The 12,412-nt window shown below is 62.6% G+C and carries 8 protein-coding genes; 2 read left to right on the top strand and 6 right to left on the bottom strand.

Features of this window, described 5'->3' with window-relative positions; genetic code table 11:
- Positions 1-4: 4 nt before the first annotated feature.
- Positions 5-1,597, bottom strand: coding sequence for a peptide ABC transporter substrate-binding protein (locus FJ941_RS19275; protein ID WP_140508019.1), 1,593 nt, complete (start codon positions 1,595-1,597; stop codon positions 5-7).
- Positions 1,598-1,879: 282 nt separating this feature from the next.
- On the opposite strand from FJ941_RS19275, the gene FJ941_RS19270 reads away from it, so the two are divergent.
- Together FJ941_RS19270 and FJ941_RS19265 are read left to right on the top strand one after the other, a co-directional pair.
- On the top strand, positions 1,880-2,326 hold the full coding sequence (locus tag FJ941_RS19270; RefSeq protein WP_140508017.1) for a TadE/TadG family type IV pilus assembly protein: 447 nt from the start codon (positions 1,880-1,882) through the stop codon (positions 2,324-2,326).
- Positions 2,327-4,084 carry a TadG family pilus assembly protein gene (locus tag FJ941_RS19265; protein WP_140508015.1) on the top strand — a complete coding sequence of 586 codons (1,758 nt, stop codon included), beginning with the start codon at positions 2,327-2,329 and terminating at the stop codon, positions 4,082-4,084. It begins immediately after the preceding gene.
- 28 nt (positions 4,085-4,112) lie between these two features.
- Here the strand turns inward: FJ941_RS19265 and FJ941_RS19260 are convergent, their stop codons facing one another.
- The 5 genes from FJ941_RS19260 to glgC form a co-directional block, all read right to left on the bottom strand.
- Positions 4,113-5,747 (bottom strand): alpha-glucosidase family protein, encoded by a 1,635-nt coding sequence (locus FJ941_RS19260; RefSeq protein ID WP_181166161.1) that lies wholly within the window; start codon positions 5,745-5,747, stop codon positions 4,113-4,115.
- Positions 5,748-7,745, bottom strand: a complete 1,998-nt coding sequence (glgX, locus tag FJ941_RS19255; RefSeq protein ID WP_140508013.1) for a glycogen debranching protein GlgX — start codon at positions 7,743-7,745, stop codon at positions 5,748-5,750.
- A gap of 199 nt (positions 7,746-7,944) precedes the next feature.
- Positions 7,945-9,573: an alpha-D-glucose phosphate-specific phosphoglucomutase gene (locus FJ941_RS19250; RefSeq protein WP_140508011.1), complete on the bottom strand. Its 1,629-nt coding sequence runs from the start codon at positions 9,571-9,573 to the stop codon at positions 7,945-7,947.
- Between the two features lie 3 nt (positions 9,574-9,576).
- Complete coding sequence (gene glgA / locus FJ941_RS19245) at positions 9,577-11,022, bottom strand: glycogen synthase GlgA (protein ID WP_140508186.1); 1,446 nt, start codon at positions 11,020-11,022, stop codon at positions 9,577-9,579.
- Between the two features lie 107 nt (positions 11,023-11,129).
- Entirely contained in the window at positions 11,130-12,395 is a 1,266-nt protein-coding gene (glgC, locus tag FJ941_RS19240; protein ID WP_140508009.1) for a glucose-1-phosphate adenylyltransferase, read from the bottom strand.
- Between the last annotated feature and the right edge of the window lie 17 nt (positions 12,396-12,412).

The raw sequence follows: 12,412 nt of genomic DNA, 5'->3' as shown, positions 1-12,412 counted from the left end.
GGGATCAGTCCTTGCTGACGAAGCGTGACGGATGCACGTCCATCACATTGTCGACGAAGCCATGCAGCTTCGAGGAAACGATGTCGTGGTAGCTGTAGTAGAGAAGCGGAATCTGGCCGACATCGTCGATGAGGATGCGCTCGGCCGCGGAGAGGTCCTTCATGCGCTCGTCGGGCTTGCCGCCGGCGGCCGCGGCCTTGTCCATTGCCGCTTCGTATTGCGGACTGTTGTAGTTCGAATAGTTGTTGCCGCTGGCCTTGCGCGTGATGCCGAGGAAGGTTTCCGGATCCTTGTAGTCGGCAATCCAGGCGGCACGCGCCACGTCATAGTCGCCCTTCTGCTCGAGGAAGGAGTAGTGGGTCTTGGTGTCGGTGTTGAGCAGCGTGACGTCGACGCCAAGCGGCTTCAGCTGTTCCTGGATCGCCACAGCGGTGTTCTTGTGGTTTTCCGAGGTGTTGTAGCGGATCTCCATCTTCAGCGGATGCTCGGGCGTGTAGCCTAGCTTCTCAAGGATTTTCTTGGCCGCGTCCTCGCGGTCGATCTGCGGCATGTCGGCGTATTTGGCCATTGCGGGCGTGTAGCCCTCGATGCCGGGAGGCACCATCGAATAGCCGGGAAGCATAGAGTTCTGCCAGACCTTTTCAGCGATGAAGTCACGGTCGATCGCCATCGAGATGGCGTTGCGCAGCTCGGGGTTGTTCCACGGCGCCTTGTCGGTCTTGATCGCATAATAGTAGGTGCCGAGATACGGCCCGACATGGATCTGGTCGCCGAACTTGGTCTTGAGGTCGGCGAGCTGTTCGGTCGGCAGATCATCATAGCTGTCGAGTTCGCCGGCCTCGAAGCGCTTCATAGCCGATGAACGATCCTCGGTCGGGATGTAGTTGACGACGTCGAACTTGACGGTCGCGGCATCCCAGAATTTCGGATTCTTGACCAGTTTCATGTGGTCGTTGGGAACCCATTCGGCCAGCGTATAGGCGCCGTTCGAAACCAGATTGCCGGGCTTGATCCAGTCGGCGCCGAGCTTTTCAATCGAAGCCTTGCTGACCGGATAAGTCGCCTGATGGGTCAGCATCTCCAGGAAGTATGGCGTCGGTGCCTTCAGAGTCACTTCCAGGGTGTTGGCGTCGATCGCCTTGACGCCCATGTCCTCCGGCTTGCCCTTCTTGGTGTTGACGTCCTCCGCACCCTTCACCGGATAGAGCATCGAGGCGTATTCCGCGCCGGTCGCCGGATCCTCGAGCCGGTGGAAGGCGTAGACGAAGTCGTCCGCCGTCACCGGGCTGCCATCCGACCACTTGCCGTCCTTGCGCAGCTTGAAGGTGTAGACGGTGCCGTCATCCGACACCGTCCAGCTTTCGGCGGCGCCCGGAATGAGGTTCGCCTTCTCATCTTGCATGACCAGTCCCTGGAACAGGTCACGCAGCACGTTGGCTTCATAGACCGTCGAGGTCTTGTGTGGATCGACCGACTCCGATTCAGCGGCGGTGCCCCTGTTATAGACGGTCTCGGCAAAGGCTGGCGTCAAGAACGTGCCGGCAGCCAAGGTCATGGTCGTGGCGAGTACCGTCGCCTTCAGCATATTTTTCAGCATGAAGTTCTCCCTGTCGGCGCTGCCATCGGCGCGCCTTTGCGTGTTGACGCCCCGGAACCGATGTCTGGTTCCTTTGAGCGCGCCACCGGTTCCCTCCGGCGGCTGGTGGCAGGAGACTAGACAGGAGGTAAGCTCTTTTCAACTGAGTACTGATTGACCCTAAGTCAATCCTCATTATCGCAGAAGCAACGGCTAAATTAGAAAGACGCTTCAATCGAGCACATCCCTTGGTTGCACCCGGAGTTTCCGCTTTCTGCATGCGAACTTGAGCATGCTTGTGCCATGGTCCACAACCTCATTTCCAAGGCCCGAAGGCGCCAGTTCCGAACAGACAATTCGGGAACTTCAGCGGTCGAGTTCGCACTGTTGTCACCGCTTTTCATCCTTCTTTTGCTCGGAATGGTTGCCTACGGCATCTATTTTGGTGCCGCCAACTCGATCCAGCAAATCGCAGCCGACGCCGCCCGGACGGCTATCGCCGGGGTGAACCAGACCGAGCGGCAAACGCTCGTGGCCAGCTATCTCACCAACAACGCCGGCGGCTACCCTTTCGTGGACGCTAGCAAGCTGACCTACCAGGCCAATGACAGCGTGGCCGACGGAAGCCAGTTCGTGGTGTCCATCTCGTATGATGCCCGCAACCTGCCGATCTGGAATCTGTTCCCGGGCATAGCCATGCCAGGGACGACCATCAAGCGTCAGTCAACGATCAGGGTCGGGGGTATCTGAATGCTGCAGCGGGCGGGCAAGGGCATCGGCCGGCTTGCACGGTCGATGATGGGAGACAAGAAGGCGAACTTCGCCGTCATGACCGCATTGAGCGCGCCGGTTGCGCTGGCGCTGGCCGCGGTGGCGATAGACGAGGCCTCCATCTATACCGAGCGCCGGGAAGCCCAGGCGATGGTCGACCTGGCAGCGATCACCGCCGCCTCGAACATCAACAACGTCAACACAGCGGTCGTCACCACGCTCACCGACAACGGCATGCCGGGTGTCGTTGTTCAAGCTTCGGGCCAGACCATCCCAGCGGCCGCCGGAAAGACGGTGGTGACGGTCACGCGGGGCCGATATGCCTCGTCGACCGCCAATGTCAGCCAGCGCTTTCAGGCGGGCGTGACGCCTTACAATGCGGCGCGGGTGACTTTGGCGAAAATTCCCCAGCGCTACTTCGCAAGCTCGCTGATCCCCACTCCCGTCATCGACACCCAAGCCACTGCCAGCATGACGCCGCAGGCGACGTTCTCGGTCGGGTCGAGATTGCTTAGCGTCAATGGCGGCATCCTCAACGCACTTTTGAGCGGACTTCTCGGCGGCAACATCTCGCTCAGCGTCATGGATTACAACGGGCTGATCTCGGCCGATGTCAGCGTGCTTTCCTTCATCAGTGCGCTCGGCACACAACTGAACGTCACGGCAGGCACCTATTCCGACGTTCTGGCATCGAAGGCGACCGTCGGCCAGATCGCCACTGCCATGGCCAATGTTCCTGGCCTCGGCAACGCCGCCAAGGTCGCCTTGCAGACCATCGCCTCCAAGTCGACCAGCACCGTCAAGATCCCACTCAGCGGACTTGTCGACCTTGGCTCCGTCGGCAGCCTGGGTCTCGGGCAACAGCCGTCCGGCCTTGGCCTGGACGCCAGCGCCATGGGGATGCTGACGGCGGCGGCCGTACTTGCAAACGGCACCAACCAGGCCGCGATCGATCTCGGCGCCACCATACCGGGGCTGCTTTCCACCAAGCTCAACATCGCCATCGGGGAGCCGATGCAATCCTCGCCCTGGCTGGCGGTCGATGGTATCGGCACTGTCGTGCGGACCGCCCAGACGCGCATCAAGCTGACGGCCTCCGTCGGTATCGGCACGCCCGGCCTGGCCGGCGGCATCAGCTTGCTGGCCGTCAATCTGCCGCTCAATGTGGAAGTCGCCTATGCCGAGGCCAAGTTGACCGACATCACCTGCCCGACAGGGCCGTCCAGCATCAGCGTTTCCATCGCCGCGCACCCCGGTATTGCCCAGTTGAACCTGGCCAACAGCAACAATCCTTCCGGCTTCGCCGATTTCAGCCAGCCGCAGACCTTTACGGATGCAGACATTGCGGATGTTAAGCTGCTGCTGATACCGTTGATCCAGGTGATGGGTTCGGCCGCGCCCGCGATCACCAACAACAACCCGCAGACTCTGACCTTCAACGCGACCGACATCGCCAGCAAGACGGTGAAGACCGTTTCGACGCGAAACATCACGCAGTCGCTCACCACGTCCCTGGTCAACAACCTCTCGCTTTCGGTCAATCTGCTTGGTCTTGGGATCGATGTGACCACCCTGCTCGGAACGGTCAAACCAGCCGTGGTGGCCCTGCTCAACACTGTAACGGCGCCCGTGGACGACTTGCTCTACAATGTGCTGTCAGCCCTGGGCGTCGGTGTCGGCCAGGCCGACGTGCGCGTCACCGGCGCGACCTGCGGACGGGCAGTGCTCGTTCAGTAGGACCGCTTGGCCACAATCGAAGCGCCAATCAGTCGAGCCGACCGAGGAAGCAACCGAGGGCCGGCAGCGAAAGCGCGTTTTCCTCGACGGAAGCAGTGCCGCCGAGGACAGCCGCGGCAGTTCCGATATCCTCAGGCAACGGCCAAGTCGCCGGCTCTCCGGCGAAATTGAAGACACAGAGCAGCCTCTCCCCACCATCCTCGCGGATGAAGGCGAGCACGTCGTCCTCGGCATCGAGAAGGCGGATCGAGCCGCCGACCAGCGCAGGATGCTGTTTGCGCAAGGCGAGCGCCGAGCGGTAGGCCGACAGCACCGATTGCTCCTCGCCGTTCTGCACATCGACCGCGCGGGCGCGATGGCCTGCCGGCACAGGCAGCCAGGGTTTCGCGGTGGAAAAGCCCGCATTGTCGGCGCCCGCCTCCCAGACCATCGGCGTGCGGCAGCCGTCCCTGCCCTTCACGCCGGGCCAGAAGCGGATGCCGACGGGATCGCGCAGATCCTCATAGGCAAGCTCCGCCTCCTCAAGGCCGAGCTCCTCGCCCTGATAGAGGCAGATCGAACCGCGCAGGCATGCGAGCAGCATGATCGAGAATCTGGCCACCGCATCGGGATCGCCACCCGGCCTCGTCCAGCGGCTGACATGGCGCACGACGTCATGGTTGGAGAATGCCCAGCAGACCCAGCCATCGGCAACCGCATTTTCGAAGGCCTCGACGCAGCCACGTACATGCGCCGCGGAGAATTGCGAGCCGAGCAGGTCGAAAGTGTAGCTCATCTGAAGCTTGTCGGCGCCGGAGGTGTAGGCGGCCAGCGTCTGCAAGGAGCGGCCTTCATCGCCGATCTCGCCGACGGCGGCGCGGCCCTCATACTCGTCCAGCAATGCCCGAAAGCGCCTGAGGAAATGGAGGTTTTCCGGCTGCGTCTTGTCGAACAGATGCTCCTGATAGAGGTAGGTGCTGGTCTCCGTATTGGTGCCGGCAACGCTCGAAGCCAAGGGCGGATTGCTGCGCAGCCAGTGGTCGTGGACATAGTAATTGACCGTGTCGAGCCGGAAGCCGTCGACACCGCGCTCTAGCCAGAACCGCACCATGCCCAGCAACGCATCCTGGACCTCCGGATTGTGGAAATTGAGGTCCGGCTGCGAGGCGAGGAAATTGTGCATGTAATATTGCCGACGGGTCGCGTCCCATTCCCAGGATGGCCCCCCGAAGACCGACAGCCAATTGTTGGGCGCGCCGCCGTCCGGCCTGGCGTCGGCCCAGACGTACCAGTCGGCCTTGGCGTTGTCGCGGCTGGCGCGGCTTTCGATGAACCATTCGTGCTTGTCGGATGAATGCGACAGCACCTGGTCGATGACGACTTTCAGGCCGAGCCTGTGCGCTTCGGCGACCAGCGCATCGAAATCCGCCAACGTGCCGAACATCGGGTCGACGTCGCGATAGTCGGATACATCATAGCCCATATCGGCCATCGGCGACTTGAAGAAGGGCGACAGCCAGACAGCGTCGACGCCGAGCGAGGCGATATGAGCGAGCCGTGACGTGATGCCCTTGAGATCGCCGCTGCCGTCGCCGGTGGTGTCCTGGAAAGAGCGCGGATAGACCTGATAGATGACGCAGCCTCGCCACCATTCGGGCCTCTGCATGGCATTGTCGTCGGACATTTACGAACCCTTCCCGGCGCCACCGTTTCCGGTCCGGCTCTCGATCATGAAGTTGACGCCGCGGCCCGGGAGCGGGCGTAGAAGGTCGATCGCCTGCGTCTCGATTGCCGGGCGCCAAAGGAAGCCATCTCGCGCTGGCAAGGTGAAGACGCATTGGCGGCGGTCGCCGTTGATCATGACGGCAAGCCTGCCATCGTCGCCACCAAGCAGCATGACGAGGCGATGCCGACTGGAGTCGTTCCAGTCGCTCTCGTTGAGCGGAGCGCCCGTCTCGGTCAGCCATGAGACATCGGGGATGTCGGAACCGTCAACCGCTTGCCCGGTCAGGAAACGCGTGTCCGACAATGCCGGCACCGCCTGGCGAAGAGCTGCGAGCGCCGATGCGTAACGCTCCAGCGCCTGGTCGCGGGCTGGCCAGTCAAGCCAGGTGATGGCGTTGTCCTGCGCATAGGCGTTGTTGTTGCCCTTCTGGGTGCGGCCGAACTCGTCGCCTGCGGTCAGCATTATGGTGCCGCGCGAGGCGAACAGCGTGGCGAGCAGTGCGCACTGGTCGTCGAAGCGCGACTTGGTGATCGCCGCGTCGTGCGTCTCGCCTTCGGTGCCATTGTTCCAGGACAGGTTTTCGTTATGGCCGTCACGGTTCTGCTCGCCATTGGCGCCGTTGTGCTTGCGCTCATAGGACACGATATCAGCCAGCGTCATGCCGTCATGGGCGGCAATGAAGTTCACGCTGCGGCTTGCCGGCCCCCCTGCCCCGTTGAACGCGTCGGACGAACCGGCAAGGCGTGTGGCGAGAGCACCGACCATGCCGGCATCGCCGCGCCAGAAGTGTCTGATATCGTCACGGTAGCGATCGTTCCACTCAAGGAACGGCGGCCGGAAATTGCCCAATTGGTAGCCGTCTGCCCCGATGTCCCAAGGCTCGGCGATCAGCACGCGGTCGCAGAGCACCGGATCATGGATGATGGCCCGGAGCAGCGGCGCTTCCGGATCGAAGATGCCATCGACCCGGCCCAGCACCGGAGTCAGATCGAAACGGAAGCCGTCGACGCCGGCCTGGCACACGAAATGACGGAGTGTGTCGAGCACCATTTCCCGCACCACCGGATGATCGCAAGCGATCGTGTTGCCGGTGCCTGTGTCATTGACCAGCACGCCATCCGGCCGGTGCCGATAGTAGGCCTGGTTGTCGAGGCCGCGTAGCGAGAGCGTCGGCCCCAGCCTGTCGCTTTCGCCGGTATGGTTGAAGACGAGGTCGAGAATGGTGCCGATGCCGGCCCGGCGCAGCGCAGCGACTGTATCCTGCAATTCCGTCAGGCCGCCGGGCGCGAGGCGTGGGTCGAGCGCCATGAAGGTCACGGGATTGTAGCCCCAGGCGTTGCTTAAGCCCAGCGGCGGCAGATGCCGCTCGTCGATCGACGCCGTCACCGGCATCAGTTCGATAGCGGAGACACCGAGCCTTTGCAGATGCTCGATGATGGCTGGATGGGCAAGTGCGGCGATTGTACCGCGCTGTTCTTGGGGCACATCCGGGTGGAGCTTGGTGAAGGCGCGGACATTCAATTCGTAGATCAGGCCGCCCGGACGAAACAGCGGCGGCAGGATCGGTGGGGCCGCGGGCAAAGCCTTGGCCACGGCCTTGGGCATCACCGACGCGGTGTCGGCGCCCTCATTGCGCCGCGCGGCGAGCCGCCAGTGATACGCATAGGGCCGGTCGATCTCGACGGCGTAAGGATCGGTCAGCAGCTTGTCGGGGTCGAACCACAGCCCACGCTCGGGTGCATAGTCGCCGTCGGCTCGCAGGCCATAGCGCGCGCCCACGGCCAGGCCGGAGACGAAAAGCGCATGCATGCCGTCGCCATCCGGCGTCAGCTCCAGCCGGTCGAGTTCACGGTTTCCCTGCTCGTCGAAGATCGAAACCCAGAGGCGATGGGCCGATGAGGACCATGCGGCAAAGCGGATGCCTTCGCTGGTGATGGTGGCGCCGAGCGGCTTCATGCGCGCACCTTCCCTTCTCACCATGTGGGAGAAGATGGCTCGGCGCGCAGCGCCGAGCCGGATGAGGGGTGTTGGAAGAAATGAGGCGCCCGTGTTCTGAGCGCCGGTTTGCGCCAAGCTGGAGCACCCCTCATCCGTCCGAGCTTCGCTCGGCCACCTTCTCCCACAAGCGGAGAAGGGAAGGCCTCATCCACCACCCTCAAGTAATCACGCTGGGCTTGTTGCGGCCGGTGTGGGTCTTGATCCCGGCAATGTCGTCGGCCGCTGAAATCAGATCGGCGAGCGCCTCCTGCGTGTCGAGATCGTGCCTCGCCTGGTCCGGCTCATAGCGCTCGATATAGACGCGCAAGGTCGCGCCTGATGTGCCGGTGCCCGAAAGCCGGAAGACGACGCGCGATCCGCCTTCGAACAGCACCCTTATACCCTGATGCTCGCTGGTCGAGCCGTCGACCGGGTCGTGATAGGCAAAATCGTCGGCCTTGGCAATCTTCAGGCCGCGAATGCTGGTGCCCGGCAACGAGCCGAGCTTCGCCCTGAGTTCGCCGACCAGCGCATTGGCGCGCTCGGTCTCGACTTCCTCATAGTCGTGGCGAGAATAGTAGTTGCGCCCGTAGGTCGCCCAATGTTCCGTGACGATCTGTTTGCAGCTTTCGCCGCGCGCGGCCAGGATGTTGAGCCACAAGAGCACCGCCCACAGACCGTCCTTTTCGCGGACATGGTTGGAGCCGGTGCCGGCACTTTCCTCGCCGCAGATGGTCGCCATGCCGGCATCGAGCAGATTGCCGAAAAACTTCCAGCCAGTAGGCGTCTCGTAGATGCCGATACCGAGCTTGTGGGCGACGCGGTCGGCGGCACCGCTGGTCGGCATCGAGCGGGCAATACCCTTCAGGCCTTCCTTGTAGCCGGGTGCCAGGCGGGCATTGGCGGCGAGCATGGCGACCGAATCCGACGGGGTGACGAAAATACCCTTGCCGATGATCAGATTGCGGTCGCCGTCGCCATCGGAGGCGGCGCCGAAATCCGGCGCGTTCGGTCCCATCATCTCGTCATAGAGGTGTTTGGCATGAACAAGGTTGGGATCGGGGTGATGACCGCCGAAATCCGGCAGCGGCTCGAAATTGCGGCAGGTGCCGTTCGGTGCGCCGAGGCGGTGTTCGAGGATTTCCTTGGCGTACGGTCCGGTCACCGCATGCATGGCGTCGAAGCGCATGCGGAAGCCCGACTTGAACAGTTTGCGCAGCGCATCGAAATCGAACAGGCTCTCCATCAGCTCGGCATAGTCGGTGACCGGATCGATGATCTCGATGGTCATGCCGCCAGCCTTGACGGTCCCGACCGTATCGATGTCGATCGGATCGATGTCGGCGGTCTTGAAGCTCGAAATCGCCTTGGTCTTGGCAAAGATGGCGTCGGTCAGCTTTTCCGGCGCCGGGCCGCCATTGCCGGCATTGTACTTGATGCCGAAATCCTCATGCGGGCCGCCGGGATTGTGGCTGGCCGACAGGATGATGCCGCCGAAGGTCTTGTATTTTCGGATGACATGCGAGGCCGCCGGCGTCGACAATATACCGCCCTGCCCGACCATCACCTTACCGAAACCGTTGGCGGCGGCCATGGCGACGGCCTTCTGGATGACCTCGCGGTTGTAGTAGCGGCCGTCGCCGCCGATCACCAGGGTCTTGCCGGCAAATCCGTCGAGCGCGTCGAAGATCGACTGGATGAAGTTCTCGGCATAGTGCTCCTGCTGGAACACTGGCACCTTCTTGCGCAGTCCCGACGTGCCGGGCTTCTGGTCGGAATAGGGCTTGGTGGGGACGGTTCGTATCATGCTTCAGGCAACCCTTTTCGAAAGCAGCAGGCGATAAAGTTCGACGTATTTTTCGGCGCTTCGGTCCCACGACAGATCGGTCTTCATGCCCTGGCGCTGGATGGTTTCGAAGCTTGCGGGACTGGCATGGGCATCGACCAGGCGGCGGATGGCGTGCAGCAGCGCGCCGCCATTGTTGGGAGCAAATTGGAACCCAGTCGCCACGCCCGCGGCCATTGCTGCTTCATTGGCATCGATGATGGTGTCGGCAAGGCCGCCAGTGCGCGCGACGACCGGCACGCAGCCATAGCGCAGGCCATAAAGCTGCGTCAGCCCGCAAGGCTCGAAGCGCGAAGGAATAACGATGGCGTCGCAGCCGCCCTGCATGATGTGCGACAGCTGCTCGTCATAGCCGACGACGACGCCGATGCGGCCGCGGTGGCGTGCGGTCGCGGCCAGCAGCGCGCCTTCGAGCCCCGCGTCGCCCGAGCCCAGGATGGCCAGCCTTGCGCCTGTCGCGACGATGCCGTCGACCACCGTCGCCAATATGTCCATGCCCTTCTGCCATGTCAGCCGGCTGACGACGCAGACAATCGGGCTGTCGTCGCGGTCGAGGCCGAAACGGTCCTCGACGGCGGCCCTGTTGGGCGCCCGGGTCTTCAACGTTTCGGCCGTATAGGTCGATACCAGATGCTTGTCGGTCTCCGGATCCCAGATGGCGGTATCGATGCCGTTGACGATGCCATGGAGATCGCTTGAACGCATGTTGATGAGACCGTCGAGGCCCATGCCGAATTCCGGCGAACGGATCTCCTGCGCATAGGTCGGGCTCACCGTTGTGATCGCCCAGGCGGCTTGCAAGCCAGCCTTGAGGAAGCCGACACCGCCATAATATTCGACGCCGTCAAGTGCCATCGCCGCGGCCGGCAGGCCGAGCTCACCGAAAATGCCGGCGCCGAACTGGCCCTGGAAGGCGAGATTGTGGACGGTCATCATCGACGGTATGCCAACGGCCTTGCCGTAGCGCATATAAGCCAGGGTCATCGCCGACTGCCAGTCATGAGCATGGACGATGTCAGGCAGGTAGCCCGAAATGGCGCCGCCGGCGATATCGGCGCCGGCCTGGCTCAGCGCCGCGAAGCGCCGCCAATTGTCCGGCCAATCGGCGCCCGAGGCGTTGCCATAGGGACCGCCAGGGCGGTCGAACAGATGCGGCGCGTCGAGCACGAACAGGTCGAGCCCGGTGACCTCGACGGCATAGACCGAGGCCTTGCCGCCCTGCAGCAAAGGGTACTGATAGACGGCCTTCTTTTTCTTGAAGGCGTTCATCACCACCGGAAAGCCCGGGATGAGCGTGCGCATGGTCACGCCCCTGGCCGAGAGCGCAATAGGCAGCGCGCCGGTTACGTCAGCCAGTCCGCCGGTCTTGATCAGCGGGAAAATTTCGGGCGTGACCGACAGAACATGCATGCGCTTAACGATCCGCTCCTGGTCCATGTCGCCCAGAACCGTGTAGCGGTTTTGGGACCACGACATGCACAAAACACCCTAAAGTGACAGCTTGTTGATCAACCTGTTCAGGTTGACAACTTGTTGATCATGTCCTGTGTGATTAGGCAGATACCCTTTTCCGAGACGCGGAAGCGCTTGGCGTCGATCGCGGGATCCTCGCCGACCACCAGCCCTTCCGGTATCCTTACACCGTGGTCGATGACGACGCGCCTCAACTTTGCGTTCCGGCCGACATGAACGTCGGGCAGCATGACAACCTCTTCCAGCGTCGAATAGGAATTGATGCGCGCACCGGTGAAAATCAGGCTTTTCTTCAGCGAAGCGCCCGAGACGATGCAATCGCCCGACACCAGTGACGAGACGGCGGAACCGCGCCTGCCGTCCTCGTCATGGACGAACTTTGCCGGCGGCTTCAACTCGGCATAGGTCCAGATCGGCCAGTCGCGGTCGTAGAGGTCGAGTTCCGGCGTCACGTCGGTCAAGTCGATATTGGCTTCCCAATAGGCGTCGACCGTGCCGACATCGCGCCAGTAGGCCTCGTTCTCGGCGGTCGAACGCACGCAGGACTTGGTGAAGCGGTGCGCGATCGCCTTACCATGCGTGACGATATAGGGGATGATATCCTTGCCGAAGTCGCGGCTGGAGCCCGGCTCGGCGGCGTCGCGGCGCAGTTGCTCCATCAGGAACTTGGTCTTGAAGACGTAGATGCCCATCGAGGCCAAGGCGAATTCCGGATTACCCGGAATTCCCGGCGGATCGGCGGGCTTTTCGACGAAGGCGATGATGTTGTCCTTGGCATCGACATGCATGACGCCGAAGCCGGTCGCTTCCATGCGCGGCACTTCGAGGCAGCCGACCGTGACATCGGCGCCGGCATCGACATGCTGGCGCAGCATCATCTCGTAATCCATCTTGTAGATGTGATCGCCGGCCAGGATGACCATGTATTCCGGACCATAGGCCTCGATGATGTCGATGTTCTGGTAGACGGCGTCCGCCGTGCCTTCATACCATTGCGTTTCCGACACGCGCTGGCTGGCCGGCAGGATGTCGAAGCTCTCATTTCGCTCGGGCCGCAGGAAGTTCCAGCCGCGCTGCAGGTGGCGGATCAGCGAATGCGCCTTGTACTGAGTGGCGACGCCGAGGCGGCGGATGCCGGAATTGAGCGCATTGGAGAGCGCGAAATCGATGATGCGCGTCTTGCCGCCGAAATAGACCGCCGGCTTGGCGCGCCGGTCGGTCAGTTCCTTGAGGCGGCTGCCGCGCCCGCCGGCCAGCACATAGGCCATGGCGTCGCGGGCCAGCGGCTGGGTTCGTTTCAAGTCTGCCATTCCTACCCTCCCAAGTT

Source organism: Mesorhizobium sp. B2-3-13 (assembly GCF_006442195.1).
Lineage (GTDB): Bacteria > Pseudomonadota > Alphaproteobacteria > Rhizobiales > Rhizobiaceae > Mesorhizobium > Mesorhizobium salmacidum.
Note: the sequence above shows the minus strand (reverse complement) of the source record. Positions and strands in the feature narration are given on the sequence as shown.

Excerpts from the sequence above, each read along its gene's own strand:
- FJ941_RS19275 (WP_140508019.1), bottom strand. The coding sequence starts at position 1,597 with ATGCTGAAAAATATGCTGAAGGCGACGGTACTCGCCACGACCATGACC.
- FJ941_RS19270 (WP_140508017.1), top strand. The coding sequence starts at position 1,880 with ATGGTCCACAACCTCATTTCCAAGGCCCGAAGGCGCCAGTTCCGAACA.
- FJ941_RS19265 (WP_140508015.1), top strand. The coding sequence starts at position 2,327 with ATGCTGCAGCGGGCGGGCAAGGGCATCGGCCGGCTTGCACGGTCGATG.
- FJ941_RS19260 (WP_181166161.1), bottom strand. The coding sequence starts at position 5,747 with ATGTCCGACGACAATGCCATGCAGAGGCCCGAATGGTGGCGAGGCTGC.
- glgX (WP_140508013.1), bottom strand. The coding sequence starts at position 7,745 with ATGAAGCCGCTCGGCGCCACCATCACCAGCGAAGGCATCCGCTTTGCC.
- FJ941_RS19250 (WP_140508011.1), bottom strand. The coding sequence starts at position 9,573 with ATGATACGAACCGTCCCCACCAAGCCCTATTCCGACCAGAAGCCCGGC.
- glgA (WP_140508186.1), bottom strand. The coding sequence starts at position 11,022 with ATGCATGTTCTGTCGGTCACGCCCGAAATTTTCCCGCTGATCAAGACC.
- glgC (WP_140508009.1), bottom strand. The coding sequence starts at position 12,395 with ATGGCAGACTTGAAACGAACCCAGCCGCTGGCCCGCGACGCCATGGCC.